Genomic DNA, 22,449 nt, shown 5'->3' with positions numbered 1-22,449 from the left:
GGTCGCTTCTGCCTGGAACCGACCATGCTGCTTCACCTGCGCCGCGACGTTCTCCGGAGTGACGCGGGACATCAGATCTGAGCGTAGGTCCGCTGCTCTGACCACGTCGCTCGACAAGGGGAGACCGTCCAGTACGAGCGCCACCTCACGTTGCAGCTCCGCCAGCCCGGACAGCCTCACGATCTGGGACTCATCGGCCTGCAGGAGGCGATGTACGTCGTCGATGAGTTCCTCGTCCGGCGCCTCATTGAGCCGGACGACGGACTTATCGAAGAGTGCCTGAGGTGATACGGAGGTCGCGGGATCAATCAGTGCCTCAACGGTCCGGCTTCCCTGTTCGGTTTCCGGTCTCGTTCCCACGACCGTGGCACTACCGGGCACCGGAATCATGGCCATCCCGAGACCGACATCGCTGATCCCGGACTCACCAGGCCCACGCACCCGGCTTCCTGGCTCCGCCTGGGTCTCCACCCATCGCGGTCCATCCAGCGTGTTCCACAACAGAAGAACATGTTTCGGCCGTCCGGGCGCCTGCGTGTAGACCACTGCCACTGACCCCACCGGCTCAGCGGCCATCGCTTTCTCGGCCTCGCTCACCGAACGGACCGGGGTGAACCAGTCGGCACCGATCACTGCCAGCAGATCCCCCAGAACCGGTGAGGTTCCGCGGTCGTCCAGCACGGCCTCTCGTGCCCCCAGGGCCCGGGCGACCGTCGTCACCCGCAGGACACAGTCGGTCGGGACCGTACTGTCGTCGAGCTCGGCCAGGGCTCCCCGAACGGGTCCCCGGGCATCCACCGCGGCCAGCCAATCCCCGACCGCCCGCTCGACCTCGGCAGCCGATTCCGGGCGAACCCCGCGCGAACGCTTGAGAGCAGCGAAAACCTCCGCTGCGGAGAGCGGTCGGCGCTGAACTTCACTGCTCGCAACGGATCCGGGAAGTTCGACACCATCACGGTTCGCCCCTAGCCCATCCAGGTATTCATGCAACACCCGCGAGGCAATCTCGGCGATGGTCAAACCGTCGTAGACGGGCGCCTGCAACGGCCCGAGCAGTTCACGCACCTGTGTGAGGGTCGGGTGGACGACACCGACAGCATCCGGAAGCGCAGCCAACTGCAGCAGCAACTCCTGCCGGACCAGCGGCACCGTCGCTTCATCACGCCCCAGATGACCATACTCACTAGGTGGAGCCGGGGCGATCTGCGAGAGCGCCGACGGCGCAGCCTCCTGAGGCGCATCAGCATGTTCCGAAACAGCCTGATGACCGGCGACCACATCGGTCACCAGGTCATCCAGAACGCGAGTCACCTCGTCCTCAACCGCAGCGTTCGCCACCACATCGGCCACCACGTCCCTCAGAACGCGATCCACCTCGCCCTCGACCGCCTCGGGCACAGCCCGCTCGCTGGAGCGAGTATCGCTGAACGGGCCATCCTCCAGCGGGATCTCGGTCAGGTTCTCGTCGTTGCGGTGGCCGGCCGTGGTCATGCTGTGCGGGGTGAGCAGGGGGACGGTCGGTGACAACCAGTGTGGGCGTTGATCGGCTGCCGGTGAGGCGCCGATCGCCTTCAGCGCATCGTCCAGATCTGCGGCCACGGTACGGACGCCGTCGGCGTGCACCTGGCCGAACCAGCGGAAGGCGTTCTCCTGCTCACCGTTCTGCGCGGAGTCCGTCACCTGGAGCAGGCCCTGCGGGTCCGCGTCGCCAACCGTGTCCGGGGGCTGCGGCAGCATCAGCAGCCGGCCGGTGGGGGCCAGCACCTCCACACCGGCGAGTTCCTGCACCTGATGGGCGAACGTGTCCGCCACCGCCCTGCCGTTCACCGCTCCTGCCCCGTCGAGAAGCAGGATCAGGGAACGTCCCGCCCACTGCGGTTGCAGCGCGAGCCAGGCAACGAATGCTGCTGCCCCCCAACGGTTGGCCGGGTCCGAACCCAGCTGGACGGTCTGGGATTCCACGTCGAACCGGCCGGTTACGGTCAGCCACCCGGGAACCGGGACGAGCGCATCACCCAGCTGCCGCGAACTGTCCAGGGCGATCCCCGACCGGGTGACCTGAGCCGAAACCGGTTGTTCTGCCGCATCCGTCTGCAGCCCGTCGACCGTTGCCTGCAGGCCGGGCCGGTACACCTTGCCCTGACCGTCGGCTGCCGACACGACCGTGATCAGTCCCAGTGCCTCGGCCTCGGCCTCACCGAACAGCACATAGGCGCCGTTGGCGACGCTGATCTCCTGCTGCCCCGTGGGAATTGAATCGCCCTGATGCGACAGCCTGCGCGAGCTACTCTCCCGAGATGTCGTGTGAACCGCATCGGCCCGGAACAGGAATCCCTGGATGTCGAGTTCCTTGGTCTCCTCGACCACCCGGCCGGCGTTCGCGGTGCTGCCCTTCGAGGCAGCACCGGCCCGAGCCCCGGTGACCTGACCGGCCAGCGAGCTGGTCTCACCGAGCCTGATCAGCTCGTCGTCCGAGTGAAGGAAAGTGTGGGCGAACGATGCCGCGGCCGAACCGCCGCCGGTGGTCTCCTGAGTGACGCCCTGTTCGATCTCCTGCCCGGACTCGGTGGTGCGCTCGGTCCCGATGCGCACCGGCAGGATCGTGCCGCTCTGCGGGCCGGGCGGGTTGAGGATCACCAGATGGGCCAGCCCCAGCCTCGTGACCAGGTCGTGAACCGTATCGGTGACCGCGCCGGGAACCTGGGTTCCCGGAACCCGAAGACCATCCGCCGAAAGCATCTTCGGGGCGCCGGCCGCCATTCCCTCCTCCGAGGCGAGCAGGTGCAGCCGCTGCAGCGCCGAACTTCCGGGAGGTGCTGCCCGGAAGGCCTCGATCGAGTTCGGCTGGTGGCCGGTGAGCACGGCCTGCAGATGCGCGGGAAGGAACCTGGCGCCGGGAAGCCAGGTCTGGACCGGCAGGTGCTCGCCGAGCTCCAGCGGTTCCGGCTTGCTGGTCAGCAGATACGGATGATGGGAGGTGTGCGAGGCGTTCAGAGATCCGGTCACGCTCAGGTCGGTGGGGGTGCGCAGGGTCAGTTCACCGGCAAGATTCGCCCGGTACACCTGAGCCGGATCGGGACGCCAGGCCCGGCCTCCGGTCACGCTGTCCAGCCACTGCGACGGTTCGTTCGTCACCCGCAGCTCCACCCGGAAGTTCACCGGGTGCACGGTCTCCAGCGCGTCCTTGGTCTTCGGTTTGATCCGGGAGTTGTGTTTCTTGCTGCTGGTCTCGGTCAGCGACACGGACGACTGGGACGCCCGCGAGCCGGCCAGTGCGCCACCAGGCCGTTCCGTGGAGTGCACCGTGAAACCACTGCTGACATTGCCACCGCCCGAGACGGTTGTTCCGCCGCCGGTGGCCAGGTCGGTCTTCCCGGACGACTGCGCGAAGTTGTCCAGGGCGACCGGCACCTTCGTCCCGCCGGACACCGCCTGCCCCAGGGTCATCGTGACCTTGACCTGCACCAGTTGCCGGTAGGGAGCCACCGGCAGGTCCCGCACCAGCACCAGGACGATGCCCGCGCCCATCGCGGTGCCCATCCGGGCCCGGAGGTTACGGCCGGACAGGACCGCCTCCAGCGGCACCCGGGCGCCGGTGGGCACGTCCAGCCAGGTCTGATCGGCGTAACCGTCGACGTGATCGGCCAGCAGGGTCTGTACCCGGGTGAGCACGGCCCCCGGATCGCGCAGCCCGACCACCTCGGACAGCCCGAACAGATGCCCGTCGTTCACGAAACGGGGAGGGCTCAGCACGGGCAGATCGGTCTCGGCCTGGGGCGCCGATACCGGCAGGGCCTCGACATTCGTCTCAGCGACCGGGTTCGACTGCACCGGCGTCCCGGTGAAGGCCTCCTCGACCTCGTCCGTTTCCGGGGTGATCTCGGCAACGGGTTCGGGCAAGGGCAGCTCAAGCTTCAGCGACTGGCTGTTGGCCTTGCTGAACAGGAACCGCGCTCCCCGCTCGATCCGCAGATGGGTGACCTCATTGGTCCGGCTCCAGGTGCCCAGCGCGGCACTCCAGCGCCATTGCCGGATCTCCACCAGAACATCGGTGTCGTACAGGTTGTGCTCGTCGTTGTCCCGGCCGGTGCGGCGGGTACCACCGCCCAGGTTGTCGTTGCGTGAGCGGTCGCTGCGGGATTCGAAGCGGCCCGAGAAGCCTGCGCCGACCAGGATCGAGGACAGGCCTGCGTCCTTCGTCGTGCCACTGGTGGAACCTTCCTCGGCATCGCCGCTCTGCTCGATGCGATGGACCCCGATCCCGGAGAAGCCGAAACCGCCGTCCGTCGAGGCCGAGTACTTCTCCTGGAAGTCCAGGCGAACAGTCGACTCGTTCACATCGTCCGCAGCCCCCGCCGTCGTACTCAGCAACGGCTTGGGCGGAGCGAACCAGAACCGCATCCGCGCCGTGGTGTGCGCGTCGTACACCACTCCCGGATCGAGAATCTCACTCAACGGCAGACCGGTACCGTCCAGCAACGGCTCAATGTTGCCCAGCAAATGCTCCAGAGAGATCCCGTTCTCCACAAAAGACCGCACCTGATGAACATTCCCACCCGAGCCGAGCAGCCCGACCAGAGCCCGCTCGATCGCGTCCAGCCCGATCAGGCTGACCGGGACCACCTGATTGGCCAGCCGGTCCAGCTTCATGGCGGTGTCCTTGAACTGCTTCACCTCGGCCGAGGTGAGGCCGGTCGTCACTCTCCCGATCGAGGCCAGATCTTGCTCCGGGCGAGTCGGCAGGAGATCCTCGGCGATCGCGAAACGTGCCTTCCCGGTGACCGTCACGGCATCGGACGGCAGATCCAGCAGACCCTGCGCAGCGGGCTGCGACGCTGCGTCCTCGAGCAGGTGGTACGAGGTGGAGGGCTCGTCTCCCAGCACCAGTTCGATCGGTGCGGCGGTGTCCTGGGTGTTGTCGGGGTGATGCGCGATGCGCTGGGTCGGCACGCTGACGCTCACCCCGACCCGGAACTCCGCTTCGAACATCAGCAGGTGAACCCGGTTCTTCGCGAATTTGTACCGGCGGTTCGACTTCACCGCCTGACCACCCACGGCGGCCATCTGGTGCGTGCGCGCGTGAGAACCACCGATAGCAGGAATCAGGCCCCGGACCTTGGTTTTTTCCAGTGCCGGGGAGATCAGGAACGGCAGGTCGATCCCGCCGCGCAGTGTGCTGCCGGCAGTGAACTTGTGATCCAGCCGCTGCGAGTTCTTCCAGGAGACATCGATCGTCCCGTTGTGAACCGATGCGGGGTCTGCGCCGTCGGACTGCAGCTTCGCCTCAAGCATCGAGCCGATCCTGGGCTCCACCACGATCCGGACCACGACCCCACCGACAGGCAGGGTCAGCGGAATCCGGGTCGCCAGACCACGCTGCATCCGGGTGAGCAGACCACTGGCCGAGAAGACCTGAACCACCTGACGCCAGAATGTCTGACGCTCGCTCAGACCGACCCCGGCGAGCAGACCGGGCTGCTTGACCTCGATCAGGTGCTCGATCGCCGGGAGCACCTTCTCGGCCCCAGGCACCAGATCGACACCACCGTGCCCGAACGACCGCCCGTGAACCAGGTCAGCCGGCAGGTAACGGATCTTGCCCTGGCTATCGGTGATCTGCTTGCTCTGGTTGGCCTGCCGAGCTGCCGCCAGGTCGATCCCGGCGACCGGCTCGACCACGGACGACGTGACCGGCTCCGGCGCGGTCAGCGGCACACTGAGCGAGTCATCGGAGACCGGCATCGGCGCCGGGACACTGTGCTGGACCTGCTGGACCTGCTGGACCGGGCTTCCGGGAACCTGACTCTCCCGGGGCTCGCGCACCAGTTCCTCGAACCGTTCGGCCTCGTGCTCAGGCACCCAGATGTACGTTTCGACCAAGGCTTCGACGTCTTCGACAGCCCGATGCGGCGAGGCCAACCCGGTCGGGAAACCTGGCTGCTCCAGGTCGAACGTCACTGTCGTCGCCATTTTCACCCGGTACAGCCGGGCCGGACCGGTGTACTCGAGGACAGCCTTGAACCCCGCGTTGTTCCCCGAGGAGATGGCCAGAGGCTTGGATCGACTGATCCCGGCGGTGCCGGTGGTGGTGGCGGAATGGTAGGAGCCCAACCCACCCTTGCTCGCGTGCTGTTTCAGCAGGAATCCACCGGCCAGGCTGAGACCTGCGTCCAGTGTGGACGAGATACCTCGTTTGCTCTCGATCTTCACCGAGGAACCGGAGTCCTGCCGCAGAGTGGTCTTGACCACCGACGTGATCTGCTGAACCGAGGTGATCTGACCGCTCAGGGCGAACGCGAGTGGTCCGCCGATGTCCAGAACATGTGACATCAGCTTGCTCGCGGCCATGAAACTGAAGTTGAGATGCAAGTTCTCGGTGTGGAAGAACACGTCCAGCTGCCGTTCGACCGCAGCCGTGTGCGGACCACCCAGCTGGGCCCGTACCGCCGCCTCCAGCGCACGGCCATCCAGCGCCTCGACCGCGTGGTACACGTCGGTCAGCGGTGAGAGGACCCGAACGCCTGACGTCTTCAGGTGCCCGGGAACACTGATCACCGGGTGCACCTGCACCGGACCGCGCGTCGGGGCACCCAGGATGCCTCCGCCGGGTATCCGGGACGACTGGTCCGGGACCGGTGTACGTCGCACCACCTCGTTGTAGAACTTCAGCCAGACCCGGCCGTGACCGATGGGGACCGTTCTGACGGCCGTTTCCACGTCGAGGTCCCGGAGCATCAGCGTGATCCGTCCCGCAGCGAGGAACTCGGTGGTACCGATCAGCCCCTTGACGTTGCGCGACCACTCGGTTCCGGTGCCGTTGACCGGTTCCAGGGAATGTTGCGCACCAGCCCGCAGGTTCAGCGGGATCCCCAGGCTGCGCATCACCCACGAGGTTCCCAGGCCGAAGGCCGCGTTCAGACTGGACGGCAGCGAACGCTGCGCGGTTCTTCCGGCGCTGGTGTCGAGCTGTGCGGTCGGGTAGCGGACGTCGTAGGCGATGGTCTCGTCCTCGAAGTCCCTGAACTCCTCGGCCCGCTTCAGCGGGACTCCACCGGTGAGCTCGAGTCCCACCTTCAGCTCGTACAACCGACTACCGAGCCGCAGTGGCTCGCCCAGACGCACGCCACCGTTCATCAGGTGGGTCGCGTCGGCCGTACTGATCACGCCGCCGGGCACCAACCGCTCCAGAGCAGACATGTGCTCGGGCGTCAGAGTCATTCCGGTGAGTTGGCTCGCTGCGCGGAACATCTCCTCGGATGCCGTGAACTTGCCGGTCTTCAGAACCTTTCCGCTGCCGAGCTGCCCGGCGAGGGCGTACAGCGGAAGGTCGGCGATGTCACCGGTGTCGACCAGCTGGCCGCGCAGCCGGGCAGCAGGTCCCGTACCCGTACTGACGTCGAAGTCGGACAGGTCGTCGAGCAGCTGGGCCGCCTCGGTCTGCGCGCTCTTGTGGTAGGCCGCCAGGAGCGCTGCGGCGTAGGCCGGCACCAGGTCCGACCCCGCAGCGGACGCCGGCAACGAGGTGGTCTGCACCCCCTGTGCGGCGGCTTCGAGGACCGAGCCGGTCACCAGGTTCCGGTCGGCCTTGAACGCCGTGTCGATCGCCTTCTCGATCTGCTTCAGTATCGGCTTCCAGTCCCGATCGGGATCAACCTGTGTCAGCTGGACGAGGCTGTCGTCCAGAATCCGGTTCAACTCGGCAGGCCCTGGATGCGCGTCTGCCCGGAAAGCAGGAGCCTGCGTCAGACCGGTCGTCACGGAGTCGCCGACCCCCGCAACCCCCGGCAACTCGATCAGATCGGTAACCCCGACCTGCTCCCCCAGCGCCGCGATCCCCGCCGACATCGGCCAGAACTCGAACTCCGCAACACCATCCGGCAAAACAGCAGCCGAACCAGACTGAGCATCCAGGAACCACACCTGCCCAGCCCGGGTCACCACATTCACCACATGACCAAAAACCTCACCCGGAACCTGAAACACCAAACCCGCCTGAGCACCCTCCCCCGCACCCAGCATCACGCCCCGCACCGCATCCAGATCACTCGACCTGAACACCCGCGGTGACACCACATTCAGCTGCTGCTCCTGCCACGCCATCAGCTCCTGACGCGACCACATGGCACTCGGCGAAGTCTGGAACGCCTCCCCGTCCCGCACGGCCATCGACATCGTGATGAACGCGAGCACGCAGTTGACCTCGAACTCACCACCCCGACCCCACCCCGGATTCACCAATGCCAGTTCCGGGAACACCTCATGCACCCGAACGTCGTCGCTCAGCACCCGGCCCACCCGCAACGCGTCACCGGCCGATCCGAGCAACTGCTGCGGATCGCCATGGTTCGCCGTCGCTTCAGCAAGGGTGGCATCAGCCAGATCGACGCCTTCCAGGCTCAGATGCAGGCGCAACACCTCCCAGGCCAGGGCGGCCACGGTCGGTAGCTCGATGCCGGAAGCCTGCACCTGCCGGATGAGTTCGTGCACCCGCGTGAGGCCCGGGGCCCGGAGACCGGCGGCAGCGGGCAGGGCCGCCAGCTGCAACGCCAGTTCCTGCTGGACCAGCGGTACCGTCGCGTCGACCCGTGGCCGGTGGCCGTGCGCGCTGAGCGGTGCCGGCGCGATCTGCGCCAGGACCAGTGGCTGGGACTGCGGTGCGGACGAGTGGATCTCATCGGCAACCGCCGTCTGTGTGGTGACGGATGCCTCTTCGATCACCGCGGGGGGAACGTCAACCTGCTCCTCGACAGCTTCGTCGATCGTCGCGAGGCCGACCTGGTCGAGGGAGTCGACGTCGCTGAACCGGCCATCGTCGAGCAGGATCTCGGTCAGGCCCTCGTCGTCACTGAGCCCGAACAGGTCATCGTCCAGGTCAGTGGCGATCGAGCCGGCCGGAGTGAGCAGCGGAACCTCGAACGGCAACCACTGGAACAGTTCCCCGGATGTGGGTGCGGCACCGACGGCCTGCAGCGCGGCGGCCAGATCGGCGCCCACCGCGCGAACACCGTCGACGTGCACCTGCCCGAACCACCGGAAACTCAGTGGATCAGTGATATTCGGGACAGAGTCCAGAACCTCCACCGAGGCCTGCGGTACGGCATCGTCGACCTGCGGGCGGGGCGGCAGCAGCAACAGCTGACCGGTGGGTGCCAGCACCTCGACCCCGGCCAGTTCCTGCACCTGGTGCGCGAACGTACCCGCCACCGAGCCATCGGCCAGGGCACCCGCCCCGTCCAGGAGCATGATCAGGGAACGTCCCGCCCACTGCGGCTGCTGCGACAGCCACGCGACGAATTCCTCCGCGTCCATGTGGATCTGCGGATCGGTGCCGAGCTGAACTGTCTGGGACACCACGTCGAACCGGCCGGTGACGGTCAGCCATCCCGGCACCGGGGCGATCGCGTCACCCAGCCGTCGAGCGACCCAGGAGTCGTCCAGGGCGATTCCCGATCGGGTGATCTGCGGACGGACCAGGCTGCGCTGTCCGAGCGACTGATCGTCCATCGTGGCGCGAGGTCCGGGACGGTACACCTTGCTCTGACCGTCGGGCGCCGACACGACCGTGATCAGCCCCAGCGCCTCGGCCTCACGTTCGCCGAACAGCACGTAGGCGCCGTTGGCCACGGTGAGTTCGTGCTCTCCGGCGGCGGTGGACTCCCCGACCTGCTCCAGACGTCGTGAACTGCTGTTCCGGGAGGTTCGGTGCACCGCGTCCGCCCGGAACAGGAATCCCTGGATGTCGAGTTCCTTGGTCTCCTCGACCACCCGTCCGGCGTTGGCGGAACTGCCCTGGGCTACCGCACCGGCCATCGCACCGGCGATCTGGCCGGCCAGCGATGAAGTCTCGCCCAACCTGATCGGGTCGTTGCCGGCCGGGGGGAGGTAGGTATGTGCGAACGTTGCCGCCCCCGAACCACCCCTCGTGGTGTCCCCGGTGACGCCCTGCTCGCTCTCCTGCCCCGACTCGATGGTGCGCTCGGTCCCGATTCGCACCGGCAGGATCGTGCCGCTCTGCGGGCCGGGCGGGTTGAGGATCACCAGATGGGCCAGCCCCAGCCTCGTGACCAGGTCGTGAACCGTATCGGTGACCGCGCCCGGCGCAGGGGTGCCCGGGACCAGGAGTCCTTCGGGCGACAACATCCTCCGGGCCCCAGCGGCCATTCCCTCTTCCGATGCGAGCAGATGCAGACGCTGCAGCGCCGGACTTCCGGGAGGCGCTGCCCGGAAGGCCTCGATCGAGTTCGGCCGGTGGCCGGTGAGCACGGCCTGCAGATGCGCGGGAAGGAATTTGGCCCCGGACAGCCAGGTCTGGACCGGCAGGTGATCGCCCAGTTCCACGACCGGCGCCGAGGTTGCGCGCAGGTACGGGTGATGGGACGTGTGCGAGGCGTTCAGCGGACCGGTCACGCTCAGGTCGGTGGGGGTGCGCAAGGTCAGTTCCCCGCTGAGGTTCTCCCGGTACACCTGGGCCGGATCGGGCCGCCAGGCCAGGCCTCCGGTGACGCTGTCCAGCCACTGCGACGGTTCGTTCGTCACCCGCAGCTCCACCCGGAAGTTCACCGGATGCACGGTCTCCAGTGCGTCCTTGGTCTTCGGCTTGATCCGGAAGTTGTTCTTCACACTGCTGGTCTCGGTCAGCGATACGGCCGACCCGAACGCGCCGGAGAGTGCCAGGGCGCCACCGGGCCGGTCCGCGGTGCCGACGGTGAGCCCGGCGCTGGCATTGCCACCGCCCGAGACGCTCATGCCGCTGCCGGCCGTCTGGTCGGTCTTTCCGGAGGACTGCATGAAGTTGTCCAGTGAGACCGGCACCTTCTTGCCCGCGGAACTCGCCTGGCCAAGGGTCATCGTCACCTTGACCTGCACCAGTTGCCGGTAGGGAGCCACCGGCAGGTCCCGCACCAGCACCAGGACGATGCCCGCGCCCATCGCGGTGCCCATCCGGGCCCGGAGGTTACGGCCGGACAGGACCGCCTCCAGCGGCACCCGGGCGCCGGTGGGCACGTCCAGCCAGGTCTGATCGGCGTAACCATCGACGTGATCGGCCAGCAGGGTCTGTACCCGGGTGAGCACGGCCCCCGGATCGCGCAGCCCGACCACCTCGGAAAGCCCGAACAGATGCCCGTCGTTCACAAAACTGGGCGGGCTCAGGACCGGCGTCTGCGCCTCGACGTCGGCAACCGGCGCCGCCGGCACCTGCGCGGCGGCCATCGGCTCGGTGGCGAGTTGCCCCGGCACCGGTGTGCCGGTGAAGGCTGCCTCGACCTCGCCCGGTTCCGGGGCGATCTGGGCGGCCACCTCGGACACGGGCAGCGCGAGGTTCAGTGAACGGCTGTTGGCCAGGCTGAACAGGAATCGGGCTCCTCGCTCGATCCGCAGATGCGTGACGCTCTCGGTGCGGCTCCAGGTCCCGAAGGAATCGCTCCAGCGCCACAGCTGGATCTCCACCAGCACATCGGTCTCGTACAGGTTGTGCTCGTCGTTGTCCCGGCCGGTGCGACGAACCCCGCCACCCAGGTTGTCATTACGTGAGCGGTCGTGACGTCCCTCTCTCCGACCCGACAGACCGGCGCCGACGAGGATCGAGGACAGCCCGCCGGACGGCTGTGAGCCACCGGTGGCTTCCTCGTTCTGCGCGCCCTGCTGGATGCGATGGACACCGATCCCGGAGAGGCCGAAACCGCCGTCCGTAGAGGTCGAGTACTTCTCCTGGAAGTCCAGGCGAACAGTGGACTCGTTCACATCGTCCGCAGCCCCCGCCGTCGTTTTCAGCAACGGCTTGGGCGGAGCGAACCAGAACCGCATCCGCGCCGTGGTGTGCGCGTCGTACACCACTCCCGGATCGAGAATCTCACTCAACGGCAGACCAGTACCGTCCAGCAACGGCTCAATGTTGCCCAGCAAATGCTCCAGAGAGATCCCGTTCTCCACAAAAGACCGCACCTGATGAACATTCCCACCCGAGCCGAGCAGCCCGACCAGAGCCCGCTCGATCGCGTCCAGCCCGATCAGGCTGACCGGGACCACCTGATTGGCCAGCCGGTCCAGCTTCATGGCGGTGTCCTTGAACTGCTTCACCTCGGCCGAGGTGAGGCCGGTCGTCACTCTCCCGATCGAGGCCAGATCTTGCTCCGGGCGAGTCGGCAGGAGATCCTCGGCGATCGCGAAACGGATCTTCCCGGAGACCGTCACGGCACCGGACGGAAGATCCAGCAGACTCTGCGGTACCGCGTCCTCGAGCAACTGGTAGGGGGTCTCGAGCTCGTCACCCTGCACCGATGCGATCGCTGCGGCGGTGGGCCTGGTGGCACCGGGGTTCTGGGCGATCCGCCGGCCGGGCGCATCGATGCTCACACCGACCCGGAACTCGGCCGCGAACAGCAGCAGATGCACCCGGTTCTTCGAGAACTTGTACCGGCGGTTCGACTTCACCGCCTGACCACCCACGGCGGCCATCTGGTGCGTGCGCGCGTGAGTGCCCCCGACCGCCGGGATCAGGCCCCGCACGCTCTTCTTCTCCAGCGCCGGGGAGACCAGGAAGGGCAGGTCGAACGTGCCGCGCACGCCGCTGCCAGCGGTCGATTTGTGATCCAGCCGCTGCGAGTTCTTCCAGGAGACATCGATCGTCCCGTTGTGCACGGATGCGGGGTCTGCGCTGTCGGACTGCAGCTGCGCCTCAAGCATCTGGCCGAGCCGGGGCTCCACCACGATCCGGACCACGACCCCACCGACGGGCAGAGTCAGCGGAATCCGGGTCGCCAGACCACGCTGCATCCGGGTGAGCAGACCGGGAACCGAGAAGACGTGATTCACCTGGCGCCAGAAAGTCTGACGCTCGATGAGATGCAGCCCAGCGAGCAGACCGGGCTTCTTGACCTCGATCAGGTGCTCGATCGTCGGGAGCACCTTCTCCGCCCCGGGCACCAGATCGACGCCGCCATGCCCGAACGACCGTCCGTGGACGAGGTTAGCCGGCAGGTAACGGATTTCTCCTTGGCTATCGGTGATCTGTCGCTGCTGGTTGCCTCTTCGTGCCTCCACCAGGTCGATCTCGACCACGGACTCGATCGCGGACGACGTGGCCGGCTCCTGGACGGTCAGCGGCGCACTGAGCGACTCGTCGGAGACCGGCATCGGCGCCGGGACACTGTGCCGGACCGGCTCGCCGGAAACACGACCCTCCCGAGGATCGCGCACCAGCTCCTCGAACCGCTCAGCCTCGCGCTCGGGAACCCAGACGTAAGCGGTGGTGTAGACATTGACCGCCTCGAGCACCCGGTTCGGTGAGGTGAAGCGGGCCAGGAAGCTGGGCTTCTGCACGACGAAATCCACGGTCGTCGCCATCCGCACCCGGTACATCCGGGCCGGACCGGTGTACTCGAGGACAGCCTTGAATCCCGCGTTGTTCCCCGAGGAGAGGGTCAAGGGCTTGGAACGGCTGATACCGCCACCGACGGCCGTGGTGGCGGAGTGATAGCTTCCCAGCCCGCCCTTCTCCGGGTGCTGCTTCAGCAGGAAGCCGCCGGCGACGGTGAGACTTGCGTCGAGAGTGGACGAGACACCGCGCTTGCTCTCGATCTTCACCGAGGAACCGGAGTCCTGCCGCAGAGTGGTCTTGGCCACCGACGTGATGAGCTGAACCGAGGCGATCTGCCCACTCACCCCGAAGGCAAGACCGCTGCCCATCTCCAGGACGTTCGACAGCAGCTTGCCCCCGGTGACGAGACCGAAGTTGAGAAGCAGGTTCTCGGTGTGGAAGAACGCGTCGAGCTGCCTGTTGACAAGATCCGACATCGGATCATTCAGCCGTGCGCGCACAGCCGCTTCCAGAGCCCGACCGTCCCATGCCTCGACCGCGTGGAACACGTCGATCAGCGGCGAGACGACCCTGAGACCGGACATTCTCAGGTGCGCAGGCGCGCTGATCACAGGATGTACCGGCACCGGACCCCGCATCGGCGCAGCCAGGATGCCGCCACTCGACGACTGAGCCGACTGGGACGGGGTGCGTCCTACCACCTCGTTGTAGAACTTCACCCAGACACGCCCGTGACCGATCGGAATCATGTACCGGGGTTTGACCTGGCCGAGTTCCCGCACCGTCAGAATGACCCGGCCCGCGGCGAGAAACTCCGTGGTACCGATCAAACCCTTGACATTGCGCGACCACTCGGTGCCGGTGCCACTGGCCAGTTCGAGGGAATGTTGCACACCGAACCGCGCGTTCAGCGGAACCCCCAAAGTGCGCAGCACCCATGAGGTGCCCAGCCCGAACGCCTTGTTCAGGCTGGACGGCAGCGAACTCTGCGCGGTCCGACCGGCGCCGGTGTCGACCTGTCCGGTCGGGTAACGGACGTCGTAGGCGATGGTCTCGTCCTCGAAGTCCTTGAACCCCTCGGCCCGCTTCAGCGGTACCCCGCCGGTGAGCTCGACTCCCACCCTCAGCTCGTACTGCCGGCCGTCAGAACGCAACGGTTCGCCCAGACGAATGCCACCGTTCATCATCCGGGTCATGTCGGCCGTGCTGATCACACCCCCGGGCACCAACCGCTCCAGAGCGGACATGTGCTCGGGAGTCATGATCAGACGGGTCTGTCGGATGGTCTCGCGGGCCATCTCCTCGGCCGCGGTGAACTTGTCGGTCTGCAGGATCTTTCCGCTACCGAGCTGTCCGGCCAGGACGTACGGCGGAAGATCCGCGATGTCGCCGGTGTCGACGTGATGGCCACGCAGCCGGGCGGCGGGTCCCAATCCCGTACTCATGTCGATGTCGGACAGTTCATCGAGCAGCCGGGCTGCATCGGTCTCGGCGCTCTTGTGGTAGGCCGCCAGCAGTGCACCGGCGTAGGCCGACAAGAGCCCCGAAACCGCTGCGGACGCCGGCGGGTAGGTATCTTTCAGCGCCTGGGCAGCAGCCGAGAACACCGATCCCTTCACCAGGTTCCGGCTGGCGCGGAACGCACCGCCGATGCTCGTCTCGATCTGTTGCAGTACTGGCTTCCAGTCCTGATCGGGCGCGAGCTGCTGCAACTGGTGGAGGCTGTCGTTCTTGATCCGGTTCAGCTCGGCGCGCCCCGGGTACGCGGCGTCCCGGAAGGCCGGGCCCCGACTCAGACCGATCGTCATGCTCGTACCGGCTTCGGCGGACGCACCCGCCCGGGCCAGTTGCCGGGCCGCGTCGATCATCCGGGGAGAACGCGTCGTCGGCGGATCAAGCAACGCGTCAACGGTCGAGACCTGCTCCTGTGTAGGCAGTCTGACGAGTTGACCGTCCAGCCTCTGCACCAGTGCGTGAGCTCCGCTCGCGGGCAGCGGCCCCTCGAGGCGGTACCCGTGGACGTGGCCCACCGGGACGACCGGGGCGAGCCCGAGTCCGGCAGCCTGCATATCCACCCAGTACGGGTTACCGTGCCAGTTCACCAGGGCCACGGCATGCATCGGGGCATTGATGGCAGAGGCGTACACGTAACCGACGGTCAGATGCCCACCCTGGCGCACCGTCTCGACCAGCACGTCCCAGGAGCTGCCCACCCGGTCCCAGGTGTCGCTACCCAGACGCCGGCCCAGATCGGCGATCGAGGTCAGGGCGTCGTCGACCGTCGCCGCCACCCGCACCCCGGCTACCGCCTGGTGCAGCGTCGCCAACACCGACACACAGTCGGCCAGCGCATCCGGCCGAACCGCGAAGACCTTCTCCAGCTCGGTGGTCAGGCCCTGGTGCCCACGTACCGCCGACGGGTCCAGCCTCGGGATGACCGAGGTGTCGAAACCGGCCGCCTGGGTCAGCGGCCTGGCGGGTTCCTGCGCCGGCAACTGCTGCGGGGCGAAGGCGGGGACCGGCACCGTCGAGGCGCGTTCACCACCGTGCGCCAGGGTTCGTTCCGGTAGCTGTGTGAGTGTCTGATGCAGGTGGTCGAGGAACCCCTCCCGGCCGGCGGCGAGTGCTTCCTGCGCCACGGTCAGGGAAGCCACGAACTCGCTGCGACCGGCATTACCGACCGGTGCGCTCAGCAGTGCCTGCACCTGCCCGGCGATCTGCGTCGCCCGGGCCGACAGGTCGACCCGGGTCCCGTCCAGCAGGTCCCGGACGGCCGGGGTAGCCCCGTCGCTCAGCCCGTCGCTCAGCAGGGCGATCCGCGCGTCGGACCAGCGCTGTGTCGACGCCACCCAGTCCTGCACCGTCTTCTGGGCGCTGAGCCAGTCATGCATGTTCTGGTTGAGGTCGAAGTAGCGTTCAGCAGCGAGCGCGGTCGCAGCGGCGGTCTCGCGGGCGGGTGCCACGATCAGCTCGGCGGCGGCTCGGTATTCGGCTGTCACCTGCTGGACCCGCTCGGTTTCGTGGCCCAGCTCGGTCATCCGATCGGCCAGCCGTCGGACATCGTCGGCGATCATCTGGCTGCCCGGCGCGACCGGGTTGCCCATCCGGGCCACCAGCCCCCAGGAGCGATCCTGCAGGACCGGCACGGTGGGGCCGGAGATCACCTGCTGAATCTGCTGGTCCACCGAGGTGACCAGGCGATGGACGTCGCTGCGGACCCGCCGCACCCGTGCGGCCTCCGACTCCCCGGACGTGGCATAGGTCTGAAGCGTTCTCTCCAGGTCGGTGGAGACCTGGCCGAGCACGCTGCGGATCGCCTGGTCGGGAACCACGGCCCGCTCGGCCGGACTGAGCTGCTCCAGCGGTGCCCGGTTCAGCGCCTGGAGCGCTTGCTGCTCGAGGCGCTCGCCCAGGGTAAGAACGTCGACCTGCATCTCCACCCAGGCAGACCGGGTGTCCAGCAACTGTCGGTAGTGCCAGTTGAGCTGATGAGCGGCTGTCTGTGCGTTCGTCGCGGCTTCGGATCTCTGGGCGGCGACCACGATGTGCCGGGCCTGTTCGGAGAACGGCTCGAGCGCCCGGGTCGCGGCCTGCGTGGACATGCCCGCCTGTTCGAGCTGCACCCGCATCAGATTCGCGTCGTGAAGGATCGCCTCGGCAGGGGCTGACTGCAGTAGCTTCACGCTCGAGAACACCGGGGCGGGACGCCGCAGTGGGATCGATGCGGCACCCTGCCCGAGTGGCACCTGCTCCGATCGGAGCGTGGCCGCAGCAGGCTGATGCAGTTGCTCGGTCACCGCCGACGGGCGGCTCGCCGTGGACTGGACACCGGCCGTCTCCGGTGCGGCGAGGTGCGCGCCCTCGGTCGCAGCACGCTGCTGGCCGGGCATGCTCTTGAACGCGTTGAACAACTGCTCCCGGCGTTGTTCGGAGGTGACCACCGGGGTGAATTCGTGCCAGAAGTCTTGGCCTCCGCCGCGGAAGGCGTCGGAGCCCACGTCGTCGAGCCAGCCGCGCAGCGACCCGGAGGCCTGATATGCCTCATGGAAGGCCGCGCCTAGGTCCTGCTGGAAATCAGCTCCCAGCAAGGCCTTCTGGGACTCGTCGATCCGGGTGCCGAAGGTCATGTCCTCGAACTCGCGTCCGCCGGCCCGCAGCGCCGTCGTTGCCTCGACCTCGAAGCGCAGGCGATCGGCGACCCCGTCGAGGAGACCGGCGCGCGTCTGCTTCCACAGCGGTGACTGGGTGGCCATGTCGGCCGTGACCCGGGCCGTGGCGGCAGCATCGGTCTGGAGGTCCCAGAACCGCTGTTCCAGAATTTCTTCCAGCCGGTCGTCCAGAGCGCGAACCAGGGGGTCATTCACCAGCGACGGGCCCGGCCGGGCGGCACCGGAGGTCGCCAGTGCGTCGCCCACCGCATCCTCGGCGGCCCCGGCGGTCTCGTTCCCCGGCTTCAGCATCGTCGGGCTGTACTCGAGGAACACGTCGTCGACGTCCGAGGCGAGCGCGGGCAGCGGGGCCGTTCCCAGTTCGTCCTCGAGTTGCTGCGTGACCCGGACGAAGTCGGTGCGCACATCATTGACGAAGGCGTTTCTGGCCCGGGAGATCTCCGCGGCGCCGGCCTTCAGGTCGAGCCCGGAGCCCTGCAGGACCTGACTGACCTGGGCGTCGAACTGCTCGGTCGCCTGCACCAGGTGCCGCTCCAGCAGCATCTCGCGGCGAAATGCCTGCTGAAGCGACGGAGCCAGCTCGTCCAGCTGACGTTGCAGCGCCCACTGCAGGTCCGGCACGGGCCCCGCCTGATCGGCTGAGCCGAGTTCCCGCAGGGCCAGCCGGGTCCGGTCGAGGTAGTTGTCCCAGATCCGGCCCAGACCCTGAAGGGACAGTTCCCCGGAGGGTTTCCCGGAGTGGTTCGCCCCGCGGGAGAGCCAGTCCCGGGAGTTTCCCGGCAGGTTGCGGGTGCCCTCCGGGATGGCCAGATCCTGGCTCCGGAAGAGGTTCTGCACGTCCACTTCGCTCATCCCGGCCGGATGCGAGCCGGTGCGCAACGGGTCGGCGGCCCACTGGGCGTACTCCAGCCGCCGGACCGCCAGAAGATTCGCCTCCGCGGCATCGGCGGCCGTCAGTCCGCCGATATGGCTGAGGTACTGCTGCGAGGCGTCGATGTGCTGCATGAACTGCTGGGAGAAGTAGTCGCGGACGAAGCGGAACTCGGGCGCCTGGGCCAGTGCCTGTCGCATCGCCATGTCCTGCGCATTCAGGCCACCCCGGACCGGTCCCGGGGCCTCCGCCGACTCAGTCGTCCGACCCCACTCCTGCCGGAACTGGGCGAGCTCGGACGGTGCCGGGCCGATCTCCCGGCTGCGCATCAGATCCGAGAACGCCTGCCGGTCGACCGACAGCGAGTCCAGGGTCGTGTCGAGCGCACGCCGGTTGACCGCCGACGGGTTGAGCTGCAGATCGCTCAGCACCCGCTCGATCTGGGCCCACTCGTCCGCGGTGACGTTCAGCGCCTGGACCGGATCCGTCGTCCCCACGTGCATCGACGCCGGGCCGGTGGCCTGGATCGGCTTGCCCGGCGCGGGAATCCCCGCCTTGTATGCGGCCTCGGCCTCTTGGGCGGCCGCCAGAACCCGCTGCGAGTGCAGGTTCACCACTTCCTGGCGGCGCAGCGCGTACCGGGCATCCATCGCTTCCAGATCGAGCAGTTTCTGGTTGACCGCCACCGGGTCGAGGGCCAGATCGCTCAACTGGTCCTCGGCCTTGCCCAGCACCGAACGGGCCACATGGACGTTCTTCTCCAGCCGGGCCAGCTCGAAGCCGGTGGACAGGCCGAGCGCCCGCGTCTGGATCAGTTCCGTCTGGGCCTGGGCCACGGCGCCCTGGGCCAGGTGATACTGCGTGACAGCCTCGAAGGTGTTCTGGTCGGCGTTCCCCCAGACCCGGCTGAGCTGGGTCTCGAGCTGCTCGACGGCGGGATTCGGGTGGCCCGGGGTGGGCAGTTCCGGCTGTGTCGCGCTGGACGGGGGGTGAACTGCCGCCGCGCCGGTCTGCGGACCCACCGCTTCCTCGAACGAGAGCGCGACCTTCTCGCCGGTCGAAGGCGTCACGGCCGGTGTCTGGACCTCGGTGCCGGCCAGGTCCGGTCGTTCCGCGGAAACTCCGGCCTGGTCGACGTCCGCACTACTCGATCCCTGGTGGGCCGGCGTGACGTTGTCCAGGGCGTCGTCGACGTGGTCGCCCGAGCGGTTCAGCGCCGACACCCCGTCCAGCGCGGTGGGCTCGGCGACATCGTCGAGGCGAGTGGCCCCGGGCAGCTGGTCGGCCAGGAGGTCGCCCACGTCACCGGTACGGGCCAGGGGTGGGGGAAGGGTCGCGGAACCGGCTCCGGTCCGGGGCGTTCGGACGGAGGAAACCGGCTCGCCACTGGCCGGACGGGTCCGGGACGAACCTGGAACGACGTCATCCGCGATGCCATGGGGGGCTGCCGTGTTGCCGTACTTCTCCCGGATCATGTCGACCGGGCTCCGGTCGAGCTTCACCTGGATCGACTCGTCGGTCTGTTTGATGATCTTGAATTCGCCGTCCATGAGTTTCTTGAACTCGTGGACCACGAAGTCGTCCATCGCCGTACGCAGCGTGGCGTTGTTGGTGTGGGCGATCGAACCCAGGTCGACAGCGGGCCGGGACGCCGCGGCGCCCTCCTTGGTCATCCCCCGGGTCAGGCCGGACAGGTCGAGCGTGGTCGAGCCGTCGGCTCCCTTGCTGATCATCTGGCTGAGGTTGTCCAGCGCCGCGAGCCGGTCGGTGCTCACCCCGATGATGTGCTCAGCCAAACCGTCGACTCCGCCGATCGTTCCGGACCGGGCTGCCAGGCCGGCGCCGTCGACCAGGCTCAGGCCGTTGTCCAGGCTGACCGAATTCACCCCGTCGGTCAGCCGAAGGTTCTTCATGTCGAGCACGACCGAGCCACTGGCATCGGTCAGCCGCACGGTGGACAGGTGGGCCTTTCCGGCTCCGTTGGTCACCATCAGCTTGCTCAGATCGACCGAGGCGACGCCGTCGGTCACCTGGATACCGTGCCCCGGAAGGCCGGCCAGCGGTTTGAGGGTGTCCTTCCCCGCTGCGGCGGCGGTGTCGACGACCTTGAGATTGCTGGTGGCGACCGAGGCGGAACCGTCGGTCAGCCGGGCCGAACCAGCAGCCATGCTCGTCGTTCCGTCGGTGAACCTCAGTTCGTCGAACGAGATCTGATGCACACCGTCAGTGATCTTCAGTCCGTCGGTGGACACCTCGAAGATGCCGTCGGTCACCCGGGTGCCGGCCCCGAGCGTCCCGGACTGCAGGGAACTGCTGAGGTCACCGATCCGGGTGAGCGTGTCCAGATGGCTCACCGCGGCGGCCGAACTGATCCCCGTGGCCGGAACCCGGGCCGGAGTAGCGCTGGTACCCAGGTCGGCGAGGTTCTGGAGCCGGTCGGTCAGACCGCCCGCACCCGCACGGCCCAGGTCGATGTCGGCCAGGTTCCCCGAGGTGGGCACCTTGACGCCGGCCGCGTCGAGGTTGTGACCCATCCCCGAAGCCGAGAAGGCGTCGATCCCGGATGCACCGTGCGCGGCCGAGACGGCACTCTGCGGGATGTGCAGCCCGCTGGGCGTGCGCACCATGTCGTCGCCGTGGGTGAGGAAACTCCAGTCCGGGTTGAGCGTGCCGTCGAGGGCGCTCGTTCCCGCACCGCCGTCGAGCTTGCTCAGGCCGGTCTGCAGATCGCGAATCTCGGATCCGGAGAAGGCCTTCAGGATGTCGTTGACCGGTACCACGCCGTCCAGCGAACTGACGATCCCGGACAGCTTGCCCACCGCCGCGAGCTCATCGGGGGTGAGCTGCGTCAGGAAGGTTCCGGACCTGGTGAACGCCTGCATCCCACCGTCCAGACCATGACCGGTGAGCCGGATGATGCCCTCGGAGATCTGCACCAGCCCGTGGCCCGTCGTGGTCAGCATGCTGGCATTGGAGTACCGGGTCATGCCCAGACCGCGGCCGCCGATGGAGAGCTTGGTGGCGTTGCCGAGTCCGATGAGCCGTACCTCGTGGGCCTCGATCGGGGTGAAGATCCGCAGCCACTGGCCCTTTCCGAGATGGTTCACCCAGAAGTTCTCGACTGCCTTCCCGATGCTATTGACCGAGTCGACGGCCATCTTGGCCACATTCCAGCCACGGGCCATGACGGCTTTGCCCAGCCCCTGGAGCCCTTTGACAGCGAAAGTGCCGCCCTTGAACAGCAGCCACCCGGCAAGGCCCACCGGGGCGAGCACCGGGGAGAGGAGAACGATGGTGCCCGCCCCTCGCGCACCGAACTTCGTCACCAGTTTGTCCCAGCCGCGTCCTGCCCACTTGGTGAAGGTCAGGCCCTGGGACTTCCAGATGGAGTTGAGTCCCTTCGTGGCGGGGAACAACGTGCCCGCCCAGGCCAGCAACAGTCCGCCGAGGCCGATCTTGCCCTGGGCGTAATCAACGGTGGAGTGAATCGCCATGGCCAGCGCCCCGGCCCAGGCGATCATCCCGAAGACGCCACCAAAGACGAGTGCCACCAGGGTGATCGCCAGCGTGATCCAGAAGACGGCGTCCCAGAACTGGTCGCACGCCGACTTCGCCCACGGGTTGACGGCCGCGTCGGCCGCCCGGTTGACCGCATCGGCCGCCGTCTGGGCGGCCTCACGCAGATCCTCGGATGCTTCCTGCGCTTTCTGCTGCTCGGCCTGTCGGCCGGCCACATCGTCCTCGCTCAGGGCCTGCGCCGCGGTGAGCGCGGTATCAGCCTTCAGCTGAGCGTCCTTCAGCTTCGTGGCGTACGAGCTCAGGGCCGGGGCCGCATCGTTGAACGCCTGGTGAACAGCTGTCAGGAAGGTTTTGGTCTTCTCCTCGATCTCCTTGCGGAGCCAGTCGCCGGTCTTGCCGACGAAAGCGCCCTCCCCCGACCGGCGCATGATGGCGGCGATGCCATCGTTGGCGTCATTAGCGGCCGTCTGCATCCGGTTCATGTACGAGACGACGTCGGAAACGGCCTGCTGGTCGCCCGGGGTAGGGTCATCGTCACGCTCGAGAGCCGACCAGTCACGGGGACGAGACAC

1 protein-coding gene (only partly in view) is annotated in these 22,449 nt (G+C 67.5%); it reads right to left on the bottom strand.

Going from position 1 to position 22,449, the window contains the following annotated elements:
- Window positions 1-22,449, bottom strand: partial view of a toxin glutamine deamidase domain-containing protein gene (locus tag QSK05_RS15840; RefSeq protein WP_285597978.1) — the 5' portion only. The gene continues 6,579 nt to the left of window position 1, outside the view; the window shows 22,449 of its 29,028 coding nt (coding positions 1-22,449); its start codon is at window positions 22,447-22,449; its stop codon lies beyond the left edge, outside the window.

It is taken from the genome of Kineosporia sp. NBRC 101731 (assembly GCF_030269305.1).
GTDB lineage: Bacteria > Actinomycetota > Actinomycetes > Actinomycetales > Kineosporiaceae > Kineosporia.
This window is presented reverse-complemented; position numbering and strand designations above follow the sequence as displayed.